This window comes from Marinobacter confluentis (genome assembly GCF_004785685.1).
In the GTDB taxonomy this organism is placed as follows: Bacteria; Pseudomonadota; Gammaproteobacteria; order Pseudomonadales; family Oleiphilaceae; genus Marinobacter; species Marinobacter confluentis.
Map to the genome: position 1 here is coordinate 994,130 of NZ_SRPF01000001.1, position 21,852 is coordinate 1,015,981.

At 55.0% G+C, this 21,852-nt stretch carries 22 protein-coding genes; 9 read left to right on the top strand and 13 right to left on the bottom strand.

The annotated features are described in order from the left end of the window. Positions 1-63: 63 nt before the first annotated feature. Genes E5Q11_RS04630 through flgB form a run of 4 tightly spaced genes read right to left on the bottom strand, consistent with a single transcriptional unit; the run spans position 64 to position 3,560 of the window. On the bottom strand, positions 64-1,956 hold the full coding sequence (locus tag E5Q11_RS04630; protein ID WP_135802196.1) for a flagellar hook protein FlgE: 1,893 nt from the start codon (positions 1,954-1,956) through the stop codon (positions 64-66). A gap of 25 nt (positions 1,957-1,981) precedes the next feature. Beyond that, positions 1,982-2,656 (bottom strand): flagellar hook assembly protein FlgD, encoded by a 675-nt coding sequence (locus E5Q11_RS04635; RefSeq protein WP_135802197.1) that lies wholly within the window; start codon positions 2,654-2,656, stop codon positions 1,982-1,984. An 18-nt stretch (positions 2,657-2,674) separates the two neighbouring features. Next, entirely contained in the window at positions 2,675-3,124 is a 450-nt protein-coding gene (gene flgC, locus E5Q11_RS04640) for a flagellar basal body rod protein FlgC (protein WP_135802198.1), read from the bottom strand. A 34-nt stretch (positions 3,125-3,158) separates the two neighbouring features. Next, entirely contained in the window at positions 3,159-3,560 is a 402-nt protein-coding gene (gene flgB, locus E5Q11_RS04645; protein ID WP_135802199.1) for a flagellar basal body rod protein FlgB, read from the bottom strand. Between the two features lie 77 nt (positions 3,561-3,637). On the opposite strand from flgB, the gene E5Q11_RS17760 reads away from it, so the two are divergent. Next, positions 3,638-3,790, top strand: coding sequence for a hypothetical protein (locus E5Q11_RS17760; protein WP_168215608.1), 153 nt, complete (start codon positions 3,638-3,640; stop codon positions 3,788-3,790). Here the strand turns inward: E5Q11_RS17760 and E5Q11_RS04650 are convergent. Beyond that, the gene (locus E5Q11_RS04650; protein WP_135802200.1) at positions 3,771-4,325 is read right to left on the bottom strand and encodes a nitroreductase family protein; all 555 of its coding nucleotides are present in this window, start codon (positions 4,323-4,325) and stop codon (positions 3,771-3,773) included. The genes E5Q11_RS17760 and E5Q11_RS04650 overlap by 20 nt on opposite strands. Before the next feature lie 115 nt (positions 4,326-4,440). On the opposite strand from E5Q11_RS04650, the gene E5Q11_RS04655 reads away from it, so the two are divergent. Next, positions 4,441-5,874, top strand: coding sequence for an adenylate/guanylate cyclase domain-containing protein (locus E5Q11_RS04655; RefSeq protein WP_135802201.1), 1,434 nt, complete (start codon positions 4,441-4,443; stop codon positions 5,872-5,874). A gap of 11 nt (positions 5,875-5,885) precedes the next feature. Here E5Q11_RS04655 and queF read toward each other — a convergent pair whose 3' ends face one another. Genes queF through E5Q11_RS04670 form a run of 3 tightly spaced genes read right to left on the bottom strand, consistent with a single transcriptional unit; the run spans position 5,886 to position 8,486 of the window. Further along, positions 5,886-6,707, bottom strand: a complete 822-nt coding sequence (gene queF / locus E5Q11_RS04660; RefSeq protein ID WP_135802202.1) for an NADPH-dependent 7-cyano-7-deazaguanine reductase QueF — start codon at positions 6,705-6,707, stop codon at positions 5,886-5,888. A 49-nt stretch (positions 6,708-6,756) separates the two neighbouring features. Next, positions 6,757-7,530, bottom strand: a complete 774-nt coding sequence (locus E5Q11_RS04665) for an ABC transporter permease (RefSeq protein ID WP_135802203.1) — start codon at positions 7,528-7,530, stop codon at positions 6,757-6,759. Then, a complete protein-coding gene (locus tag E5Q11_RS04670) occupies positions 7,527-8,486 on the bottom strand; it encodes an ABC transporter ATP-binding protein (RefSeq protein WP_135802204.1) in 960 nt (319 codons plus the stop codon). Before E5Q11_RS04670 ends, E5Q11_RS04665 begins: the two co-directional genes overlap by 4 nt. Positions 8,487-8,699: 213 nt before the next feature. Between E5Q11_RS04670 and E5Q11_RS04675 the strand changes: the two genes are divergently transcribed. Next, positions 8,700-9,830 carry an organic solvent ABC transporter permease gene (locus E5Q11_RS04675; protein ID WP_168215609.1) on the top strand — a complete coding sequence of 377 codons (1,131 nt, stop codon included), beginning with the start codon at positions 8,700-8,702 and terminating at the stop codon, positions 9,828-9,830. A gap of 15 nt (positions 9,831-9,845) precedes the next feature. Here the strand turns inward: E5Q11_RS04675 and E5Q11_RS04680 are convergent, their stop codons facing one another. The 5 genes from E5Q11_RS04680 to E5Q11_RS04700 form a co-directional block, all read right to left on the bottom strand. Then, entirely contained in the window at positions 9,846-11,153 is a 1,308-nt protein-coding gene (locus tag E5Q11_RS04680; protein ID WP_135802205.1) for an HD-GYP domain-containing protein, read from the bottom strand. A 197-nt stretch (positions 11,154-11,350) separates the two neighbouring features. Then, positions 11,351-11,941, bottom strand: coding sequence for a hypothetical protein (locus tag E5Q11_RS04685; protein ID WP_191964446.1), 591 nt, complete (start codon positions 11,939-11,941; stop codon positions 11,351-11,353). A 17-nt stretch (positions 11,942-11,958) separates the two neighbouring features. Further along, on the bottom strand, positions 11,959-12,231 hold the full coding sequence (locus E5Q11_RS04690) for a PilZ domain-containing protein (protein ID WP_135802207.1): 273 nt from the start codon (positions 12,229-12,231) through the stop codon (positions 11,959-11,961). A gap of 156 nt (positions 12,232-12,387) precedes the next feature. Then, entirely contained in the window at positions 12,388-12,876 is a 489-nt protein-coding gene (locus tag E5Q11_RS04695; protein ID WP_135802208.1) for a thioesterase domain-containing protein, read from the bottom strand. Positions 12,877-12,952: 76 nt separating this feature from the next. Continuing rightward, entirely contained in the window at positions 12,953-14,620 is a 1,668-nt protein-coding gene (locus E5Q11_RS04700; RefSeq protein ID WP_135802209.1) for an AMP-binding protein, read from the bottom strand. 652 nt (positions 14,621-15,272) lie between these two features. Here E5Q11_RS04700 and E5Q11_RS04705 point away from each other — a divergent pair. The 6 genes from E5Q11_RS04705 (at position 15,273) to E5Q11_RS04730 (ending at position 21,783) form a co-directional block, all read left to right on the top strand. Then, entirely contained in the window at positions 15,273-17,411 is a 2,139-nt protein-coding gene (locus E5Q11_RS04705) for an adenosylcobalamin-dependent ribonucleoside-diphosphate reductase (protein ID WP_135802210.1), read from the top strand. Positions 17,412-17,440: 29 nt separating this feature from the next. Next, entirely contained in the window at positions 17,441-18,136 is a 696-nt protein-coding gene (locus E5Q11_RS04710) for a TSCPD domain-containing protein (RefSeq protein WP_135802211.1), read from the top strand. A 289-nt stretch (positions 18,137-18,425) separates the two neighbouring features. Then, positions 18,426-18,881 (top strand): hypothetical protein, encoded by a 456-nt coding sequence (locus tag E5Q11_RS04715; protein ID WP_135802212.1) that lies wholly within the window; start codon positions 18,426-18,428, stop codon positions 18,879-18,881. 93 nt (positions 18,882-18,974) lie between these two features. After that, positions 18,975-19,943, top strand: coding sequence for an SIR2 family protein (locus E5Q11_RS04720; RefSeq protein ID WP_225314945.1), 969 nt, complete (start codon positions 18,975-18,977; stop codon positions 19,941-19,943). Between the two features lie 107 nt (positions 19,944-20,050). Continuing rightward, positions 20,051-21,196 carry a hypothetical protein gene (locus tag E5Q11_RS04725; RefSeq protein ID WP_135802214.1) on the top strand — a complete coding sequence of 382 codons (1,146 nt, stop codon included), beginning with the start codon at positions 20,051-20,053 and terminating at the stop codon, positions 21,194-21,196. A 77-nt stretch (positions 21,197-21,273) separates the two neighbouring features. After that, the gene (locus tag E5Q11_RS04730; RefSeq protein WP_135802215.1) at positions 21,274-21,783 is read left to right on the top strand and encodes a hypothetical protein; all 510 of its coding nucleotides are present in this window, start codon (positions 21,274-21,276) and stop codon (positions 21,781-21,783) included. Positions 21,784-21,852 lie beyond the last annotated feature (69 nt).

The following is a 21,852-nucleotide window of genomic DNA, read 5'->3' on the forward strand; positions in this document are numbered from 1 at the left end:
TTGACTGTTTCCAGCCTTCTAAACCTGATCCTGCAGGAGTTATGCCATGTTCCGTTTTATCGGTTATCTGAGGTTGATAATGGTCTGGGTGACCGCATCGGAGGTTTCGATGGTCTTGGCGTTGGCCTGGTAGTTGCGCTGGGCAACAATCAGGTTCACCAATTCCGCTGAAAGGTCCACGTTGGATTCCTCAATCGAGCTGGACTTGATCGAACCCAGGGTACCGGTGTCCGGCGCGCCAATAATCGGCTGGCCGGATTCAAAGGTCTCAACCCAGGAGGTCTCGCCCACCGGCGACAGGCCGTTGGTATTACTGAAAGACGCCAGCGCTACCTGCCCCAGAGACTTGGACTGGCCATTGGTGTAGCGGGCAAACAGCACGCCCTCACCGGAGACGTCCAGGCCAGACAGGCGGCCAGTGGTGTAGCCATTCTGCTGCTGGTCGGTTACCCCGAACTCGCTGCCGTACTGGGTGGTTTCCGACAGGTTCAACACAAAAGCTGACGTTGTTGGGGGTTCCGGAATCGGTGTAGTGATAGTGGTGCCCGGAGCGGGCGGGCCATCAGCGCCATTGGGTGTGCCATCGGCGTTCTTTGGCGTCCAGTCATCAATCAGGATTTCACCGTTAGGGTCGCCATTGATGGACTGCAGGTTGCCATCCTGGTCGAACCGCGCCTGGTAAGGATTGGTGTCAGTACCGCCGACAAACTCACCGTCGATCTGCAGGTAAATAGACCATTCGCTGACGCCAACACCATTGCCGGGGGAAGGCTGCTTAACGTAGAACTGACTGACTTCATGGGAGTTACCCAGGCTGTCAAAAATCGTCGTGGTCGTGGCGTGATTGAAGGTGCGCTGGTCGCTGGGATTGAACTGGTTGGTGATGTTGATCGACCGCGTATCCCATGAATCAGCCAGGTTGGTCGTACCGGCAGTTGATTCAATGTCCACAATTTCACGATCGGCCTGCGGCCTTACTGTGCCGACCGTGGTCACCGGCGCCTGGTTCGGGCCATCGCTGGTGTAACCGGCGGTCAGATTGTTGCCACGGTTGTCGATCAGGCGCAGATTGCCTCCCACCAGAGACGCAGAGATCGTCGGGGCCTGGGCGTCATTGATCGCATTCACCAGAGAGGCCGCATCCGTTACCCCGACCGTATCCACCGGCACAGAGACATTGCCAACACTCAGGTCGAACTGGAAGTTGCCGGCAGCAATGGCCGTATTCAGATCAGCTTCACTGATGCCCTCATACTGGGTTGTCGCCGAAGCAGACAGCCCGTCAGGGCCATTCAGCACATCGACGACATCCGCCGCAGAGTAGTCGGCAACGTTGCCCGGATTGATCGTGGCCGTCACAACCGAACCATCGTCATAGGTGATTTCCAGCGTTTCCTGGGGAAATCCCGGCGCAGCGGCGGTGAAGTCACCCATATCGGCAACCCTGCGCTCAAGCACCGATTCCCGGGAATCCAGGTTCAGGTCGGACTGCAGTTCCGTGGTCCGTCTTGGCGCCAGGTTGCCGGATTCAATCTGAAGATCCCCGCGCACACCAGACAGGTTACCGTCTTCATCGGCCGTAAAGCCCTGAAGCCGCATGTCCTCGCTGTTGGTGATGAAACCCTCTTTATCCAACCCGAACTGGCCGGCCCGTGAATAACGGATTTCGCCGCCGTTGCTCAGCGTAAAGAAGCCGTCGCCGTTGATGGCAAGGTCCAGACCGTTATCGGTAAAGCTGATATTGCCCTGGCTGAACGACTGTTTAACGTCCTGAACCCGGACACCATCCCCCACCGGGTTATTGCCGGAGCTGAGAAAACCACTGGCATAAAGGTCGCCGAATTGCGCCTTGCTGCCCTTGAAGCCGACGGTGCTGGCGTTCGCGATGTTGTTGCCGGTAACGTCCAGGTCAACCGATGCTGCCCTTAACCCACTAAGACCCGTGTTGAAAGCCATACTTCACCCCTTCCGTCTTCCGGAATCAATTAATCTGCTGTACATCAGACAATGCAATCGAGCCCATGCCCGCCAGATTCAGCGTGACGCTGCCGCCCTTACCCAGGGAAACGCTGTCCACATTGGCGCTAACCATGGTGCCAAGCTGTTGCTGGCCGTCCGGGTAGGAGGCTTCAGCGACAATGCGGTAAGGTCCGGGTGGCAAACTGTTGCCGTTGCCGTCCTTACCATCCCAGCTGAATCCAGCGACACCGGCCTGCCGGGAACCCAGGTCAATCTGTCTTACCCGCTCGCCCGCGCCATTCTCAATGGAAACCCGAAGGCCAGACGTCGTTGCGGGCACTTCAACATTGCCGGAAATCTTGCCAGACGCGCCCAGCACCCCCATATCAGACGGCGCCAGAACGGTTCGCCCCACCATGGCCGACGCCTGAAGCGCCTGGGTTGAGCGGAACTGGCTGACCACGTCATCCACGCTGCCGGAAAGACTCTGCATTTCCTCAAGGGAACTGAACTGGGCAAGCTGCGAGATGAATTCCCCGTTGTTCTGGGGCTCAAGCGGGTTCTGGTTCTTGAGCTGTGCAATCATCAGCTCCATGAACTCGTTCTTGCCAAGCTCATTCTTGTTGCCGGTCTGTTCTTGATCGAGCCGGTATTTGCTCAGCACATCCGAGGCGTTAGCCGGGTTGACGACACTCATAATGAAATCCTCGCTCGATTACTGCTGACCCAGAGTCAGGATGCGCTGCATCATGGACTTGGCGCTGTTCATGATGTCCACATTCATCTGAAAGCTGCGGGAAGACGACATCATGTCTGCCATCTCTTCCACCACATTCACATTGGGGTAGAACACATAGCCGTCTTCGTTAGCGGCCGGGTGGTCTGGCTCGTAGCGCATCTGCAGCTCGGCATTACTCTCCACGATACCTTCCACCTGAACGCCAGCCCCGGGGCCATCGTCGCTGGGCAACCCGAGCCCCTGTTGCGAGGGATTCAGCATGGACTGCTGAATGGCCGCAAATACCGGCTTTCGGGCGCGGTAGGTCTGGTCAATACTGGAACTGGCAGTTTCAGCGTTGGCGATGTTGGATGCGGTGGTGTTCAGCCGCAGTGACTGGGCTGTCATGCCCGAACCCGCGATGTCAAAAATGCTACCCAGAGACATGATGGTGCTCCTTATTCAATGAATCGCAGCCCGCTTACTGGCCGGAAATGGCCTTTTTAAGCCCGGTAACCTTGCCGTTCAGAAACTGGAAACTGGCCTGGTATTCCATGGCATTACGCATGAACCGGCTCTGCTCCTGCTGGGCATCCACCGTGTTGCCATCGACCGACGGCTGGTGCGGAATGCGGTAAAGCAGTTCGCCGTCCGGTGCCATCGAGGAATCGATGTCCATATGACGCTCATGGGTTTTATCCATACCCAGGCCGCCCAGGTCCTGCTGCGCTTTCTGCATCATCGCGGCGAAGTCGATGTCCCGCGCCTTGAAGCCCGGTGTATCGGCGTTCGCCAGATTGTTTGCCAACACTTCTGCACGCTTGATGCGGGCCTCGAGTGCGGGTTGATGAATCCCCAGGGCGCTGTCGAGGGAAATAGCCATAATGCCTCCAGAATCTGAGCCTACCGGCACAACAGTTATTGCCGGTTATCTGCTTTGAGAGGGTTAAAGCAATCGCAATGCCAGTTTGGAGGAGTCAGCAGGAAAATGGCCCGGGGCGGGCTCTGGATGGCAAAAGGCGGGAAAAACGGGGCAGCTTCGGCCTGCCGGGAGAGCGGCAAGCGGCAAAAGCTTTCCCCAGCGAGCGAGTGGTCAGCCCGGCCAGCGGCTGACAAACTCGGACGGGTCCGGGCGAGGCACTGCCGGTTTGGAGCTGGCAATGGTCCCGGCATAAAGGAAGCCGGTAATCTGCTCGTGGCTTTGCAGTCCCAGGCCTTTGGCCACCGCTGGGTGATGGGTAATGGAACCTGTTCGCCACATGGCCCCGTAGCCAGCAGATTGAAGCGCAAGCAACAGGTAACCCATGCCCACCGCCGCAGACATCGTCTGCTCCTGCTCCGGCACTTTCGGGTGAACCTGATGACTGGCAATACCGATGATGACCATGGGCGCGCGCAGTGGCGAGTTCAGTAATTTCGTCCGTTGCTGCTCAGTGGCATCCGGGCCCAGGGTTTCTGCAAACAGCTCGCCCAGTCGGCTCAGGCCATCGCCCTCAACCACCAGGTAGCGCCAGGGGCGAAGCAAGGCATGGTCCGGCGCCCGCGCGGCACAGGCAAACGCTTTTTCAAGGGTCTGCGGGTCCGGTGCAGGCCCTTCGAGCCTTGGTTCCGAAGACCGGTTGAGTAACGCTTCTATGACTGCGGTCATAACACCTCGCTTTTCGTCAATTGTGACACAGTGGGTTTGCTGTTAGGCTTTGGTCGTAGTTTTCTAACAAAAATAAGGCCTATCGGCCACATCAGACCCCGACATCAGACGCTGAATGATGAATGCACCCGTAGACCTCCGGAGTACCGGTTCGACTGCCAGCAAGAGCGCCCTTCTGGATGCTCAGAACAATCCGGTGGCCATCCCTCCCATGCCGGATTACAACGGCAGGATTCTGGCCTACACGGCAACCGGCAGCGTTATCGCGGCCGGGCTATCCCAGAATCTGTTCCCGGCCTGGATGATCTGGACGCTCGCTGCTGCCCTGATCTGGCCCCACGTGGCTCATCAACTTACCCGCCGGACCTTTCTACGCCATTCTGCCCGCATCCGGCAGAAAATGCTGCTAGTCGATTGTGCCATTGGTGGTGGCTTTATCGGCACCATCGGGCTTGTGGTCATTCCGTCAATTTCGGTATTGCTGATGCTGATGTTCAGCTGCCTGATCATCGGCGGGGTCCGCCAGTGGGTGTTTGGCAGCCTGCTGACCATCGCCGCTGCGGCCGTCGCTGTCTGGATTGTTGGCCTGGCGCCCTCACCTCATTCGCCACTGCTGACCAGCCTTGTCTCGATACTGGCAACCGGCAGCTATATCTGTGTCACCGCATTCTATTCCCATCAGCAGGCCAGAGCCCTGATGATGGCGAAAACGCAGATCCAGAACCAGCGGGAGCAGTCCATTGCGCTCTCGCACAAGCTGTCGAAATATCTCTCGCCCCAGGTCTGGCAATCCATTTTCACCGGCGAGCGGGACGTCCGCCTGGAAACCCAGCGCAAAAAGCTCGCCGTGTTTTTCTCCGACATCAAAGGCTTCACTGAATTGTCTGAAGAAATGGAACCGGAAGCCCTGACCGAACTGCTGAACCACTACTTCAATGAAATGTCCGAGGTTGCCCTCAAGTACGGCGGCACCATCGACAAATTCGTGGGCGACTCCATCATGATCTTCTTTGGCGACCCTACCAGCCAGGGCCAGAAACAGGACGCCCTGTCCTGCGTGTCCATGGCCATCGATATGCGAAAGCATATGAAGATCATGCGCCAGAAATGGCGAAGCCAGGGCATCAAGACACCCCTGGAAATCCGTATGGGCATAAGTACCGGCTATACCACTGTGGGTAACTTCGGTGCCGAGAACCGGATGGATTACACCATCATCGGAAAAGAGGTCAACCTGGCCAGCCGCCTTGAATCCCTGGCGGAACCCGGTGAAATCCTGATTTCCTATGAAACCTTTTCACTGATCAAGGATCGGATCATGTGCCGGGACAAGGGCGAGATCACCGTGAAAGGCTTTGGCCGCCCGGTACCGATTTACGAAGTCGTGGATTTCCGCCGTGACATGGGGCCGAACCGGAGCTTTCTGGAACACGAACACAGTGGCTTTGCCATGTACCTGGATTCCGACAAGATCACCGAACGGGAACGGGAAACCATCCTATCGGCCCTGGAAGACGCCGCCGACCGGCTTCGGCGAGAAGAGGAATAATCAAGACACAGTTATTGCCTGATCAGCCTTGGCCCGAAAGGCGCGTCCGGCGCCGTACTTCTCAGCGGGTTGATGTCCAGCCCCCCACGCCTGGTGTAGCGGGCACAGACGGTCAGGTGCTCCGGCTGGCACCTTGCCATCAGGTCGGTAAAGATGGTTTCCACACAGTGCTCATGAAAATCCTGGGTCTGACGAAAACCCACTACGTAGCTCAGCAGCGCCGCCCGGTCCATCGCCGGGCCAGTGTATTCCACCAGCAGTGTTGCCCAGTCCGGCTGGCCGGTGACCGGGCAGTTGCTTTTCAGCAGGTGCGAGCAAAGCCTTTCGGTAACCCTCTGATCTGACGCTGCCGACAGCAATTCAGGGTTGTACTCATAGGCAACGCTGGCGGGGCTCTCGTCATCGATCAATACAAACCCCTCCGGCCGGCCCGACAACCTGACGCCTTCATCCACACTGTGCAGCTTTACGGATACCGCCGCCCCGCTGACGCTCGATAAATCCTGCGCGACCACTTCTTCAACTCTTTCAAAGGATGAGAACACCGCCTGGTTCAGGGAGTTCAGGTAAAGCTTCATGGATTTGGATTCAATAATGCACGGCGACGCGGCGGGGACGAAGATCTCTGCCCAGGCGACGGCGGGAACGCCATCCGGCCGCAACCACGAAATTTCCCAGCCCTGCCAGAGATCGTCACCGAACCAGGGCCAGCGGCCATCGTCCAGGCCAATCCTGCGCCGGTTAACGTCGCGGGATACCGGAAACAGCAGAGCCGGGTCATAGCTGTCCGGGTATTCGCTGGCTTTTCCCAGTGGTGCATCAATCAAAGACATAAAACGGCCCCCGAGCCAGCCAGCAAAGATTCTTTCTGCATAGGTTCTATCAGCTGCGGATGCCTTTACCGCGCTCAAGCATGCGCAGCGCTATCGCAGACAGGATGGTAATAAACACCAGAATCATACCCAGCGCAATAAACGGGTTGACGTCCGATACCCCGAGAATGCCATAACGGAAGCCATTCACCATGTACAGAATCGGATTGATCATCGACACCCCCTGCCAGAATGCAGGCAGCAGGTCGATGGAGTAGAACACACCCCCCAGGTAGGTCAGCGGGGTCAGCACGAAGGTAGGCACGATTGATATGTCGTCAAATTTCGTCGCCAGCATCGCATTGATGAAACCGCCGACCGCAAACAGCGCGGACGTCAGGAATACCGTTGCCACCACCATCAACAGGTTATGTATGGACAGCTGGGTGAACGCCAGGGACAGCAGGGTTACTATCAGCCCGATGCCCAGCCCCCTGGCCATGCCGCCGGCCACATAGCCCGCCAGGATGATCCAGTTCGGCACCGGCGAAACCAGCAGCTCTTCAATGCTGCGCTGGAACTTCATGGAATAGAACGAAGACACCACATTGGCATAGGAACTGGTGATCACCGCCATCATGATCAGGCCCGGGACGATGAAAGCCATATAGTCAAAGCCCCCCATGTCGCCAATGCGGGGGCCGATCAGGTTGCCGAAAATGATGAAATACAGGGTCATGGTGACGGCCGGCGGCAACAGGGTCTGCGGCCAGATTCGCGTAAACCGGCGCACTTCGCGCAATACGATCGTGCTAAACGCGGTCATCATTGCATCGGTTTTCATGCCGCGCTCCCCCTGACCGTTTTTGCGGATTCAGACGGGCGGGCGTTGTCCTCCACCATGCGGATGAACAGCTCTTCCAGCCGGTTGGCTTTGGTACGCATACTCACTACCCGGATGTTCTGCCGTTCCAGTTCGATGAACATGCCATTCAGGCTGTGGCCCTTCTGAACCTCAACCAGCAGCGCACCCTCGTCGTCCAGGCGGCAGTCGAAATTTTCCAGCTTCGGCGCGGTCTTCAGGGGTACGTCGGTATCCAGAACGAAGGTTTCAACGCTGAGTTGCTGCAGCAGGTCGCGTTTGCTGGTGTGCTTCAGAATCTCGCCGTGATCGATAATGGCGATATTCCTGCACAGGGCCTCGGCTTCTTCCAGGTAATGGGTGGTCAGGATGATCGTGGTGCCTCGGCGATTCATTTCCTCAAGGAAGGTCCACATGGACCGGCGAAGTTCTATATCCACGCCGGCGGTGGGTTCGTCCAGAATCAGCAGTTTGGGTTCGTGAACCAGTGCCCGGGCAATCATCAGCCTGCGCTTCATGCCGCCAGACAGCATCCTTGCCGGGCTGTCCCGCTTGTCCCAGAGCCCCAGCTGCCGCAGGTATTTTTCCGCCGACACCGCCGCTTTCTTGAGCGGAATGCCGTAGTAGCCTGCCTGTGTGGTGACAATATCAAACACTTTTTCGAACTGGTTGAAATTGAACTCCTGGGGCACCACGCCAAGGTTCAGTTTGGCATCAGACAGGTGGGTATCAATATCCGAACCAAACACCCGGACCTTGCCGGACGTTTTGTTCACCAGTGAGCACACAATGCCCAGGGTTGTGGACTTGCCCGCACCGTTGGGGCCCAGCAAGGCAAAAAAATCACCCTGGGCGACATTCAGGTTGATCCCCTTCAGGGCCTCAAAGCCATCGCCGTAGGTCTTAACAAGATTCTCGATTTCAAGTGCGTTGGTCATAACCATTCCAAGTTCGAACCGGACAGGAGCACCTTTATGTGGCGACCAGGTGCCGGGAATTCAAGGTCAGTGAAAAGCCCAAACTGCGACAGGTTTCCCGATATAGCCCTGCGCGCATCTCTATAATGCCGGTTACAACAAATTACAATCGGTGCTGCGGCCACTCTACCAAAGGCCTGCGGCACAATTCTGAGCAGGGATGTACGCGCAACCATGAAATCCGTTCACCTTAAAACCGCTTCCTCCATTCTGATATCTGCATGGCTTACAGCGGGCTGCCTGGGCGGAGACGACAGCAGTGGCGGTGGCGACGGATCAAAAGCGGGCAGCATCACCCCCACCGGCATTTCCGGCCTGTCTTACCAGACTGCCAGCCGAACCGGCAAAACCGGTGATCAGGGCCAGTACCGTTATTTCCCCGGGGAGACCCTCACCCTTTCGGTTGGCAATCTGGAACTGGCAACCGGAGTACCGGTCGAGCCGGTAATAACGCCACTTGAATTCTTCACCTTCGAACGCGAGGCGCTGAAAATTGCCGGCACCACGGATGAAGGGCTGCAGAGCCACCGCATAACCGAACAGCAGCTGATTCAGAATTCTGACGCGGTGATGAACCTGACCCGATTCCTGATGGCGCTAAACTGGCGCCAGCGCACCAGCAGTGGTGACGGCATTGAAATCCGTGACCGGGTAATCCAGCAGTTGAATGCAGCCCTTCCACTGATCTCTGAACCCATAGATTTCAACGTTCCCCGAGGCGAATTCGCCCTGGAAGAAGAAGAGGCTCTGTCTCCGGCTAATCAGTTACTGGCTGAAATCTGTTTCTATCCGCCCGACGACGAGCTGTGTGAGGAACCACCAACACTGGAAGCCATTGAGAATGCACCACCACAGCCGGAAGAGGCTGAGGACCGGGACCCGGACATCGAGTACAGCGAAGACCTTCGCTCAAAACGCGAACGCATCCTCAAGGCCATTCGCACCGTGGGCGACGTTGCTGTGGACACTGCCGAAGCCTACCTGACGCGGGAGCTGGATATTCTGACCACCCGGCTTGGCATCCGCTATTACCTGAATGAGTTTGTCGCGGATTTACCGGCATCAGACACCGGCATCAAAACCGTCAACGTCAAGAAAATTGCGGGCAAACCGGACCTGGCAGACATAGAAGCGATCAGCACCCGTGATCAGGACGTCGTGGTCCACTCCTTTGGCTGGCAATCGGCATCGGTGGATTACTTTCTGGCGGGCGAGTCCGGCGGGGAATCGGAAATTCTGGTGAACTTCAAACCCAGCGATACCTACCGCTGGGTCAAGAAATCCTTACGGGTGGTGATCAACTAGGGCCTGTTTGAGCGATCAGGCCCCAATCATTCGGGACAGCGCCCAGCGGGTTTCTGCCCCGGTCACGTCGTAATTTTCAGGGTGCAGGCCATCAGTGCCGGTTGGCAGGCATTCCAGAATCGACATGGCCTCTTCCGCACTCCTGCCTTCATTGTATTTCGCAATATCGATAATGCGGGCCGTCTTCAGCGGTTTATGGGCGCGGTCCGTCATCACCATGACCTTCGGCCATAAGCGGCGTTCCGGTGAATGTGAGACAACCACGCCACGCTGCCCGTCGTTCAGTTCGACCAGGCTGCCGGTGGGGTAAACCCCGATGGCCGAAATGAACTTCTCAACCAGGTCTTCCTGGAATTCGATATTACGCAGATCATAAAGCAGACTGACCGCCCGGGCCGGTGTCATGGCTTCTGTCAGTTTGCGCGGGCCGATCAACGATTCAAAACACTCGGAAAGCCCGGCAACCTTGGCCAAAAGCGGAATTCGGTCACCGCGAATGCCCGCAGGGAAGCCGGAACCGTTGTGCCGCTCGCGATGGTGCTCGACAACGCTCAACACCGCGCGGGACACACCGCTGTCTTCAAGGCTCTGAACGCCCTTCTCTACGTAGGTCCGGTAAAGAACATAGTCTTCCGAATCCAGTCGCCCCTCATTTTCCAGAATCGAGGCAGGCAGCTTCAGTTTGCCAACCTGCGACAGCAGGCAGCCCATAGCCAGGTGATTCAGCAGGCCTTCATTAAGCCCGAGTTCACGCCCGCAGATCAAAGCCCACACCGCCGTGTTCATGGCGTGCCGGTAGGTGTAATCATCGTAATGACGGGTACGGCTGAGCCACAGAACCGCATTGGGGTTGCGAACAACGCTCGACACGATACCGCGGGTGACCCTGGCTACGTCGGTCAGTTCCGGCAGCCGGTTCTGGTGAACGCTCTGGAAGACCCGGTGAAGTGCCGTTTCGGCGTCAACCATCAGCTTGCGGGACACTTTCAGCTCTTTGCGCAGGGTTGTTACCGTCTCATGGTGGACCGGCTCGCGGATATTCAGCGGGGGCAACTTGATTTCCTGACGGCGGGAAGCGTCTGAAGACCGGGAGCGCCCAAAGACCGTCTTGCCGTCCTTGCTGGCGTTCTCTTTGTCGCGGCTTTCAGCAACGTCTACCGATACCCACTTGCAATGTGAGGTAATGGCGCGGATGTCGTCCTGCGTGCGAATGTAAAAACCCTGGATGGGAAACGGCGTCTGGTGCCACGGACGATCCAGATCAGACACAAACATGCCCAACTCCAGGTCGTGCACAAACACTTTTTTCTGTTGAACACCCATAACCCACCTCTATACATTCACTACTCGATGTTTCCATTCTGACTAAGCGAACGCCAGATTCCATTACATTTTTGTAGTAGCAGGTAACCTAAAGGCCACAAACAGTAACCATTACTATCAATAGGCAACAAATTGTAGTGTTGTGACACCTCGCACACTTCGAACAAGTTTACAAAATAGTAAGGGAACGCAGAGGGTTATTCGTCGTCGCAGACGGCATCGTCCAGTTCTGGCGGCTTGCTATCCAGCCGTCCCCGCGGGCCCTTGCGGCTGTAGACGGTATACGGAACCGAGGATGCACGCAGGTAATCGGTATTTACCGATTCGTCCCCTGCGAGCCGGCTGGTCCGGGTCGGGCGGCAGCTCATCAGGAGCTCAAATGATGATGAAATATCGGCAACAAGGGCCTCCGCATTCCCGGGATTGACCCTTACGCAGGCCCGTTCAGCAAAATCCTGACTGCCTTCGGTGGCGAACTGGTCCTCACCTGCCGCGCCACAAGCGCGTATGCCGGGCGCGCAGTCAGCGTCGCTGGCGCCGGAATGAGTACGGTCAACAATCCGCCAGGTGCGAGTGCTGCACTGGGTTTCCAGGCTAATGGGCGTGGATTTGTCGTCTGCAAACCACCATCCGGGATAATCGGCGGTCTGCCAGGTCAGTTTGATCTGGCGGTCTTCCCCCTCCGAGTTCTGTGCAGGGAAAACGGCGTAGTGAGTGTAATAGGACGCACAGCCGGAGAGCAGAACCGGAAGAATGGCAGTCAGTCCCTTGGCAAAACCTGAAGTCATGGTCAGAACAATCCCTGTTATTCGTCAGCAAACTGGAGGCCGAAACCATCGATGGTTTTTCGAACAACCACCATGTCCAGAACCGGCGCAGGCACTGGCAGGCCCTGAACCTGTACCTGAACTTTATCACCGATGGCAGGCCCGAATGGCTCGGTATCCACCACAATAAATACGCCGCCGTCCGAAATATCCCGAGTCGAGAACACGAACTCCCCCAGGGATTCGTGGGTCACCTTTACCTTTGCACTCATGGCGGTGCGTGAGTGTATACGTCGATCGTTCTCTGCCATAGTTCCGGCGCTCACCACTTTTTGCATAGTTTTTATAGTCTTCCGAAGCATAGCACTATTTGGGGGTACCATAGTGCCCAGGTCCGGTTTTGCGTGCGCGGAGCGGTTTCTGGCGGGGTATGTTTCGTTTATTCTGATGAGCCGGTCAATTGCCTATCAGCCAACGCCCATCCGGGAGCGTATTTCCTGCACCACAAACCGGCCCTGGAATACCGCGGCCGGTTCTGCACTGGGGGTCAGCGACGGCTCACCGCAGTAGACTTCGGCAATCAGTGACAGTCGCGCGCGGCCGTGGCGGGCCAAGCTCTTACGGAAACGGTCAGGCACTTCACCACCGGGTAGACGGCACAGAGCGTAGAAGTCGGACGTAACGGGCTCCAGGTGTTCAATCTCACCCACCTGAATCACCACATTGCCCTGCAGACCCATGTCGCCCAGTACAAGTTCAACCAGACCCCAGGCAGAGACAACCGCGACGGAATAGACGCTGCCGCCGAAGCCAGTGCCCTGATGGTTATGGTTGGGTTGAAGCGGAGCGCTGACCAAAAGCGCATGGCCATCGTACGACTCCAGGCGGATGCCCAGGGCCTCAGACAGCGGAATCATTTCGTTGATGCGTTTCTGAAAACGACCTAACTGGGGCATATTTCCTCCTGAAATCTGCCCCAGTTTAGGCACTACATACGCAATTCCCTATGCGACTTATGTCGATTATTTCTGCTTACTGCCAGATCACCGGCTGACGCTTGGCGTACCAGGCATCCACCTTGTCCAGGTAAGCATCTTCAACCACATTACGCTTCAGCTTCAGGGTGGGCGTCAGGAAGTTGTTCTCGATGGACCACTCATCACTGACCACCGTAATAAACGCCAACTGCTCGTGGGGATCAACGGTCTTGTTCACGTCCTTGATCAACTGCTTGAAGCTTTCCTCGATCTCGCGGCGGAAAGACTCATCCGCCATTTTCGGGCGGAGTTCTTCGCTCAGCATCACCAGGGCAAACGGCTGGGTCTGATTCGCACCGGACACACACACCATTTCAATGGAATCGTGAGACATCAGGCGGTTTTCAATCGGCGCCGGGGCAATGTATTTGCCTTTGCTGGTCTTGAAAATTTCCTTGATACGGCCGGTCAGCTTCAGGCGGCCCATCTCATCGATTTCACCCTTGTCGCCGGTTTTCAGGAAACCGTCTTCGGTGAATGTCTCTTTGGTTTTCTCTTCGTCTTTATAATAGCCGACCATGGTCGCCGGGCTTTTCACCAGCACTTCACCTTCGTCGCTGATTTTCACTTCAACGCCCGGCGCGGCCTCGCCCACATAACCGGTGCGTGAACGGCCCGGCTTGTTCATATGCGAATAGGCGAAGTTTTCTGACATGCCGTAGCCTTCAAGCAGCTCCAGGCCCAGGGCGCGGTACCAGTCCAGCACATCATGGGACAGCGGCGCCGAACCGCTGCCGGCCAGCTTGACGTTGCTCAGGCCCAGACCCTTGAGGACCTTCTTCTTGATCAGCTTGTTGACCACCGGAATCTTCAGCAGCTTTTCCAGCTTCTCTTTCGGCAGCTTCTGCAGCACACCGTGCTGGAACTTCACCCACAGGCGCGGAACAGACAGGAACAGCGTGGGCTGGGCGCGCTGCAGATCCTGAACAAACGTATCCAGAGACTCTGCAAAATACAGCGTAAAGCCGTTGTAGATGGAGGCCAGCTCAACAAAGGTACGCTCGAACACGTGGGCCAGTGGCAGGTAAGACAGCATGCGGTCTTTCGGGCCGACACCCAGAACTTCAGCACCACCGATGGCGGCAAACGCCATGTTGTTGAAGCTCAGCATCACACCTTTTGGCCGGCCGGTACTGCCGGAGGTGTAAACAATCGTGGCCAGCTCGTCGGGGTCACGCTTTACGTTCTCTTCAAGCGGCGGGTACTTGGCAACAATGTCGTCCCAGCTGTCAAAATCTGTGGGCGGGCTCAGCGGGAAAGACACGCAACGCAGGGATTCTGGAACTCCGGGTTTCATCATGTCCCAGTCGTCCAGCTTGCCAACGAACAGCAGCTTGGCCTCGCTGTGGTCCAGTATATAACTCACGGTATCCGCGTTCAGTGTGGGATACAGCGGCACGGAAATGTGGCCGGCCATCCAGATTGCCCAGTCCGCCATGATCCACTGGGCGCAGTTCTTGGAGATAAGGCCGATCTTGCTTTTCTCCGGCAGATTCAGGGATTTCAGGTAAGAAGCAACGCGGCGGGCTTCATCCACAGCGCGCTTCCAGGTGTATTCCACCACCTGGCCATTGCCGATGGGCTGGGTCATATACACGGAATCGGGAATGGTTTTTTCCCAGTGGTAGACCATATCGAGCGGGAGTTTGTTCGTTGTGTCCATGGACCTTCCTTGCTTGCGGTTTCTGTCTTTTAGTTTTTGGTGTTTTCTTATAATTGCGCCACAGAATAGGCATTCGACTTTAGTCGAACATTCGAGCACATTCTAAACCATCAAAACGTGATGAATCTAAAACTATTACAGTTATGACATTAAAACGGCACTCTAACAGACTGATTCATCAATCGTCGTGCAGGCGTCACTTTTATGGCATCAATCCGGTGATAAACTGATCAGATTCCGACCACTACATCTTGTGGTTTCGACATAAATGCCTTAACAGCGGGATTCTGCAGGCATTCCGGGATTTTCAAGCGCCCGGCGATTGATTTTCTATGTAGTCAGCCGCCTATCCATAGTTCTCTTCTTGTTCACAAACCACTACATACTGTTGTACTCTTCGTATATCCGCCCATATATAGGGTTTTTGGGAAAGCAGCTGACCACAAGGCAGCGCTCAAAAACCGGCAATAGCATGGGCGAGAAGCTTTCCCGGCATGTCGGCACCCGCCGGCGAGCCAAGCAGATCAAACACCAGATGTAGTGGTTGAATAAAAGTACGTCAGAAACACTTTCAAACGGGGCATGGCCAGCCGCTGAAACGCGCTGGCCATTCAGAACAGAACGAACGTAATCAGTGAAACAGAGGGTGGCAATGAACGCTAAAGCACAGGCCGTGGTAACAACAATTCCAATGCAGGAAGCTTCGCTGGACATCTGGAACAGCAAGTACCAACTCAAAACAAAAACCGGTGAACCGGTCGACAAGGACATCGAAGCAACCTATACCCGCGTTGCCACTGCCCTGGCCGAAGTCGAGAACAAGGCTGACCGCGCCAAGCACATGAAAGACTTCGCCTGGGCCCTGCGCCACGGTGCTATTCCGGCGGGCCGTATTACCTCCAACGCCGGTGCCGAAGCCCACAAGCCGGCAACCTCTACTATTAACTGTACCGTGTCCGGCTCTGTTCAGGACTCCATGAACGACATCCTGGAGAAAAACCACGAAGCCGGCCTTACCCTGAAAGCAGGCTGCGGTATCGGGTATGAGTTCTCTACCCTGCGCCCCAAAGGCGCCTATGTTGCTGGCGCCGGTGCGACCACATCCGGCCCGCTGTCCTTCATGGATATCTTCGACCGCATGTGTTTCACCGTGTCTTCTGCCGGTGGCCGCCGCGGTGCCCAGATGGCCACCTTCGACGTTCACCATCCGGACGTGATCGACTTCATCCAGGCCAAGCGTGAAGACGGCCGCCTGCGCCAGTTCAACCTGTCGCTGCTGATCACCGAAGACTTCATCGAAGCCGTTCGCAACAACGACGACTGGCACCTGTCTTTCCCGATCACCGAGAAAGAAGCCGCCGACGAAGGCCTGGACCTGAACGACGCCAGCCAGTTCGTGTACCGCGACTTCCCGGTGCAGAAAAACTACGTGGTGAATGAAGAAGGCAAGGTAGCCTGCAAGATCTACCGCACCCTGAAAGCCCAGTTCATCTGGGACACCATCATGACCAGCACCTACGACTATGCCGAGCCGGGGTTCATCCTGATCGACAAGGTCAACCAGATGAACAACAACTGGTTCTGCGAAGACATCCGCGCCACCAACCCCTGTGGCGAGCAGCCCCTGCCCCCTTACGGCAGTTGCCTGCTGGGCTCTGTGAACCTGACCATGTTCGTGGACTACCCGTTCACCGAAAAGGCCAGCTTCAACTACGAGAAGTACCGCAAAGTGGTCGGCATCTTCACCCGCATGCTGGACAACGTGGTTGAAATCAACGGCCTGCCGCTGGAAGAACAGCGCCACGAAATCACCTACAAGCGCCGCCACGGCATGGGCATTCTGGGCCTGGGCTCTACCCTCGCCATGCTGCGTATGCCCTACGGTTCTGCCGAATCCGTACAGTTCACTGAAGACGTTGTGCGGGAAATGGCCGTTGAAGGCTGGCGCCAGTCCCTGGCCCTGGCCGAAGAGAAAGGCCCGGCGCCGATCATGGACGACGAATTTGAAGTTACCCCCAAGATGTTGAGCAAGTGCCCGCAGCTGTCTAAAGACGGCTACAAACTGGGCGACAAACTGAAAGGCAAGGTGCTGCACGCCAAATACAGCCGCTACATGCAGCAGATTGCCGGCGTCGAGCCGGAGCTGATTGAGAAACTGGCAGAGAATGGTGGCCGCTTCACCCACCACACCTCCATCGCGCCGACCGGCACCATCAGCCTGTCGCTGGCCAACAACGCCAGTAACGGCATCGAGCCAAGCTTCTCGCACCACTACGCGCGCAACATCATCCGCGAAGGCCGCAAGACCAAGGAAAAAGTCGACGTATTCTCCTTCGAGCTGCTGGCCTACCGCCACCTGGTCAACCCCGGTGCCATGCCCTTCTCCGAAGAAGAAGACAAGCGCCTGCCGCTGTACTTCACCACCTCTGAAGACGTAACACCGGCACAGCACGTCGACATCCAGGCCGCGGCGCAGCGTTGGGTGGACTCGTCCATCTCCAAAACCGCCAACGTGCCCCAGGACTTCGCCTACACGGACTTCAAAGACATCTACATGTACGCCTACGACAAGGGCCTGAAGGGTTGCACCACTTTCCGCTTTAACCCGGAAGCCTTCCAGGGCGTACTCGTGCAGGAAAAAGATCTGGAAAACACCCTGTACGAATTCACCCTGGACGACGGCAGCAAAGTGACCCTCAAAGGCAACGAACAGGTGGAGTACGACGGCGAAATCCACAACGCCGCCAACCTCTTCGATGCGCTTAAAGAAGGCACCTACGGCAAGTACTGATCTGCGAAACCGACACAGGACAAGACATCATGACAGTTAAAATCAGCAACAAAATCGTCGGCTACCGCGTCAAGAAAGCCGACCCCGAAGCCGCGGCGGCAGCTGCCCCGGCGCCAACGGAAATCAAACCCGTTCAGATGAACGAATACATCGAACGGCCGGACTTCCTGCTGGGCACCACCTACAAGATCAAGCCGCCAGTGGCGGAGCACGCGATGTACATTACGATTAATGACATCCTGCTGAACGAAGACACCGACCACGAAAGCCGGCAGCCGTATGAAGTGTTCATCAACTCCAAGTCGATGGAACACTTCCAGTGGGTTATCGCCCTCACCCGCGTTATCTCTGCCGTATTCCGCAAAGGTGGCGACGTGACCTTCCTGGTGGAAGAGCTGCGCAGCGTATACGACCCAAACGGCGGCTACTTCAAGAAAGGCGGCGTATTCATGCCATCCCTGGTGGCTGAGATCGGCGGCGTAATCGAGAAACACCTGAAGGCCATCGGCCTGATGGAAAGCGAGGAAATGAGCGAAACCACCAAGCGCATCCTCGCCGAAAAACGCGCCGAATTCGAAGCCAGCCACACCACCGCCACCAACGACGACAAGGCCGGCGAATTCCCGCCCAACGCCACCATGTGCGGCAAATGCAGCACCAAGGCGGTGATTGTGATGGACGGGTGTGCGACCTGCCTTTCCTGCGGCGACAGCAAGTGCGGCTGAGGTGAAAACAGAAAGGTGAGAAAACCGGCCCGGGGTGCGAACTTCGGGCCTTTTTTGTTTTGGGCGATGGAATCATTTGAGCGCCACATGATTAGCGGGGGTTTGACAGCTTCGTTATTACATTTGGCCTAGAAGAATGACCGGCGGGACGGAGATCCAAATGGTTGGTTTGAGTGGTTTTTCAGCCTCAGCGCCACTTGTAGGTGTGCAGTTTTCACCGGGACAACGTTGCGGTCACATTTGGCGCGGCGCTGCGACCGACGCCTAATCACTGTTAGGAGGAATATAGATGCTGACTGAGACCATATTCTCTCCCATCTGGTGGATCAGCGTAGTTTTCGTTGGTCTGTTGGTAAGTTTATCTGCATCGTATCTCAAGGAGTCACTGGACAACGCGCTAGCTAAAGTTAGTGCTCACCGCCGAGAGAAGAATGCGCAACGAAAGCAAGAATTTGATCAGACGGTCGAGCGTTTAAAAAGCGATCGATCTGAGTTTGCGGAGTATGTGTTACTTACCAATGATCTATCGCACCGTTTCCTCACGGCATCTTTTGCAGCAATATTTATTGTTGGCGGAGTAAATCTGCTACTCCTTTCTTTCGGCGAAGAGACCTTGGATGGAATAGCCAAGGCTGCCTTTCTTTCTGGGATGGCGCTGCTAAGCGTTTGCATGGTATCCGCTTACTCGGATATCGAAAAAATCGGAGAAAGACGCAAGGTCATTGATCATGTTTCGCGCTCCTAACAATCACAGGCACGGCGACGGTTACTGCATTGCGGCTACGCCTCCATTCCGTAACCGCGCGTGCTGAGCGGCGTTATAACTAAAGGAGGGGCCGTGAGTAGGTGCGCATTTATATTCGGGAATGGTCTGGGGCGGTCTCTTGACAATGACTATTTCCAGCTTTCCTCCGGGCTTTCGCATGTATGGAATGATCGAGAGGGATTTACCCAGGCCCAGAAGGATTTGGTTATTTCAGCCATCGAGGGATTGAATGCTGAAGAATATCCACAGTCTGAGGAACAGCTTGATAAATTGCAGGTTGCCATCGTTGCGGCGGGGTTCTTACGTTCATTCGAGACCGATAAAGTTCAGTGGCTGAATGACCATTCGAGAGATTTGCCGGTAGCTTTTCGAAAATTCATTCACGAAGTTGCATGTTATTTCCATGATTCTGGAAAACAGCTACCGAGAGAATTTATAGATCCTCTGGCGCAATTTGTAAGGGAAACTGCATCGCATATTGGCGTTTTGAACTATGACAACCTTCTTTATGACGGGTTTGTTAAAGAGGGCATCCTAAACGGTTATCGGGATGTCTTGAATGATGGGTTTAGAGCCGCTGGGTTCAATCCTGACTTCATGAATCGACATAGAATTAGCCGTCAAGCATGGTACATGCATCTCCATGGTTCACCATTGTACATCGGAAATAAAAAGTTAATGGGAGGAGCTCGAGCAGACCTTTCGCCCTCTTCAAATTCGCACATCGTTCTCACTCACGTCAGACATAAGCCCCTGATCATCAGCTCGTCAAATGTCCTTTCAGAGTATTGGCAGCGCTTAGGAAAGGCTCTCGGAGAGTCAACGCGTGCAATTCTCGTGGGTTACTCAGGGTACGATGAGCATTTAAACCAGCTCATACAATCAAGGCTTCGAGAAAAGAATATTCAAATCCTTGAAAGGAAGGATCAGGAAACACAGGAAAGCCGAGAGCGATTCTGGAGAGCACGGTTCACAAAATGTGATGTTCGTGTCACTCGTGTCGAGAATATATTGGAGTTCGCAGCATGGCGCGACCTTTAGTTTATAACCATGTGGTCAACGGGACGCCAACTGCGCTGCGCTCCGTTGTCGCCCATTACCACTGGCGTTAGCTAGGAATGGATTGCATAACATAAATCGGAGTTTTTATGGCGGACAAGTCTGAAGAAGAGCGTATTAATGATGCAAGAGCCAAAAAGGCGGGAAAGCAAAGGCCGTTCCCAGCTTGCCCTTTTTTGGAAGCGTTAGATTTGGCGAAGTCCCTGCTTGAGTATGGGAGTGGGCAGCCAGTTCGGAGGATAAGTCTTTTTGATCATATTGGTAAATCTCCGGAGAGTGGTACATCTAGACAGTGGATAACCAACGCTAGCAAATATGGTTTAACAAAGGGAAGTTATAAAGCAGAGCATCTGGAATTAACCCCAGAGGGAGCGAAAGCAGTTGACGAGGAGCTCTCAGAGCGAGAAAGAACGAAGGCAAAAGTGGGCCTCGCAATTGAAAATATTGACACATTCAACCAGCTTTACGAGAAGTTCGTCGGGAACAAATTACCTGCACGTGCTGCTATGGTCGATTCAGCCAGAGATATCGGGGTGCCAGAAAAGTTTCTAGAGGAGGCTGTAGATACTTTCATTGTTAACCTCCGGGATTTGGGATTGTTGCAGACTTTATCTGGGGCAGAGCGCATAGTAACAGTTGAACACTTGCTCGACACACTCCCAAGCGGGACACCTAGACAAGCTACACCAAAACCCCATCCTCATTCCCCTAGCAATTTGGTTACGCTTGAGCATGCTTCGTTCGAAAATACTTGTTTTTATATCACTCCGATTGGCGAAGATGGTAGCGAACAACGTAAACACTCCGATTTATTTTTAGGATCAATTATAGAGCCCGCCCTTGAGCAGTTTCAGCTAAAAGTTGTTCGAGCTGATAATATCGATAAGCCAGGATTTATAACACGTCAAATTATTGATTACCTGCTACGCTCGAGGCTTGTTATAGCCGATTTGTCATTTCATAATCCAAATGTCTTTTATGAGCTGGCTATAAGGCACGCTGCTCGGTTACCGGTCGTGCAAATAATTCGTGCAGCGGAAAGAATTCCTTTTGACCTTAATCAGGTTCGGACAATAAAGATTGATACTACCGACATATACTCACTCGTGCCGCGTATCGCTACCTATCAATCGGAAATTAGCAATCAAGTTCGGCGGGCACTGGAAGATCCTGATTCGGTCGACAACCCAGTTTCGTTTTTTTACCCAAATTTTGTGGCACGTATCGACGGTTGATAGCTAACAATTGCAGCCAAGGGACGCTCCTGGCGTCGCGCCCCTGCTGCTGGCGTTAAGCATAAAGGATTCACAATATGGCAGGACGATTTGATCCCTCAAGGATTATGCAAGGATTTCAAGGTCTGACGGATAATTTCGCGTCGGACTACGAGCTGCCATCAATACCTGTACCGGACAATCGCAGTAGGACAGAGGTACGGGAGGATTTCGAGAGGAAATTGGAGGAACTGGACTTTGAGTCCATTGAGTTGTTGAAGGAAAAAGCCGACAGCATTATTGAGCCAGACGAGTTCTTTAAGCTCAAAGATGATCTTGAAAATTCCTTGGTCAAGTTTCTTCGTTTTTATAGAACATTCCAAGATCTGAACTCAGAAGAATCACGCAAAGTGGCTCTTAAAGAAAAAGAATTAAAGCTAGAGGCCAAGCACGACTGGAGAAGCAAGTTTCGGCTGTTCTTTTTCCGAATTTTAGCATCGGTACTCTTGGTGGTTACTCTGTTTGCCATTGGTTATATTGAACACCAATACGATTGGGCAAGGTTACCAATGACGAAGTATTTCTCGCCGACCGTAATCCAGCCATAGATGCTTAACAAATAGTTCCAGTTCGTTATGCACTTCCCGCTGAGCTCCAAACCAGCGGAAAATGGGCGC

Coding starts and splice junctions, on each gene's coding strand:
- flgC (WP_135802198.1), bottom strand. CDS start 3,124: ATGTCTCTGGGTAGCATTTTTGACATCGCGGGTTCGGGCATGACAGCC.
- E5Q11_RS04630 (WP_135802196.1), bottom strand. CDS start 1,956: ATGGCTTTCAACACGGGTCTTAGTGGGTTAAGGGCAGCATCGGTTGAC.
- flgB (WP_135802199.1), bottom strand. CDS start 3,560: ATGGCTATTTCCCTCGACAGCGCCCTGGGGATTCATCAACCCGCACTC.
- E5Q11_RS04725 (WP_135802214.1), top strand. CDS start 20,051: ATGGCGGACAAGTCTGAAGAAGAGCGTATTAATGATGCAAGAGCCAAA.
- E5Q11_RS04695 (WP_135802208.1), bottom strand. CDS start 12,876: ATGCCCCAGTTAGGTCGTTTTCAGAAACGCATCAACGAAATGATTCCG.
- E5Q11_RS04730 (WP_135802215.1), top strand. CDS start 21,274: ATGGCAGGACGATTTGATCCCTCAAGGATTATGCAAGGATTTCAAGGT.
- E5Q11_RS04635 (WP_135802197.1), bottom strand. CDS start 2,656: ATGAGTGTCGTCAACCCGGCTAACGCCTCGGATGTGCTGAGCAAATAC.
- E5Q11_RS04710 (WP_135802211.1), top strand. CDS start 17,441: ATGACAGTTAAAATCAGCAACAAAATCGTCGGCTACCGCGTCAAGAAA.
- E5Q11_RS04665 (WP_135802203.1), bottom strand. CDS start 7,530: ATGAAAACCGATGCAATGATGACCGCGTTTAGCACGATCGTATTGCGC.
- E5Q11_RS17760 (WP_168215608.1), top strand. CDS start 3,638: ATGCCAGTTTGGAGGAGTCAGCAGGAAAATGGCCCGGGGCGGGCTCTG.
- E5Q11_RS04675 (WP_168215609.1), top strand. CDS start 8,700: ATGAAATCCGTTCACCTTAAAACCGCTTCCTCCATTCTGATATCTGCA.
- E5Q11_RS04680 (WP_135802205.1), bottom strand. CDS start 11,153: ATGGGTGTTCAACAGAAAAAAGTGTTTGTGCACGACCTGGAGTTGGGC.
- E5Q11_RS04650 (WP_135802200.1), bottom strand. CDS start 4,325: ATGACCGCAGTCATAGAAGCGTTACTCAACCGGTCTTCGGAACCAAGG.
- queF (WP_135802202.1), bottom strand. CDS start 6,707: ATGTCTTTGATTGATGCACCACTGGGAAAAGCCAGCGAATACCCGGAC.
- E5Q11_RS04715 (WP_135802212.1), top strand. CDS start 18,426: ATGCTGACTGAGACCATATTCTCTCCCATCTGGTGGATCAGCGTAGTT.
- E5Q11_RS04690 (WP_135802207.1), bottom strand. CDS start 12,231: ATGGCAGAGAACGATCGACGTATACACTCACGCACCGCCATGAGTGCA.
- E5Q11_RS04670 (WP_135802204.1), bottom strand. CDS start 8,486: ATGACCAACGCACTTGAAATCGAGAATCTTGTTAAGACCTACGGCGAT.
- E5Q11_RS04655 (WP_135802201.1), top strand. CDS start 4,441: ATGATGAATGCACCCGTAGACCTCCGGAGTACCGGTTCGACTGCCAGC.
- E5Q11_RS04705 (WP_135802210.1), top strand. CDS start 15,273: ATGAACGCTAAAGCACAGGCCGTGGTAACAACAATTCCAATGCAGGAA.
- E5Q11_RS04700 (WP_135802209.1), bottom strand. CDS start 14,620: ATGGACACAACGAACAAACTCCCGCTCGATATGGTCTACCACTGGGAA.
- E5Q11_RS04685 (WP_191964446.1), bottom strand. CDS start 11,941: ATGACTTCAGGTTTTGCCAAGGGACTGACTGCCATTCTTCCGGTTCTG.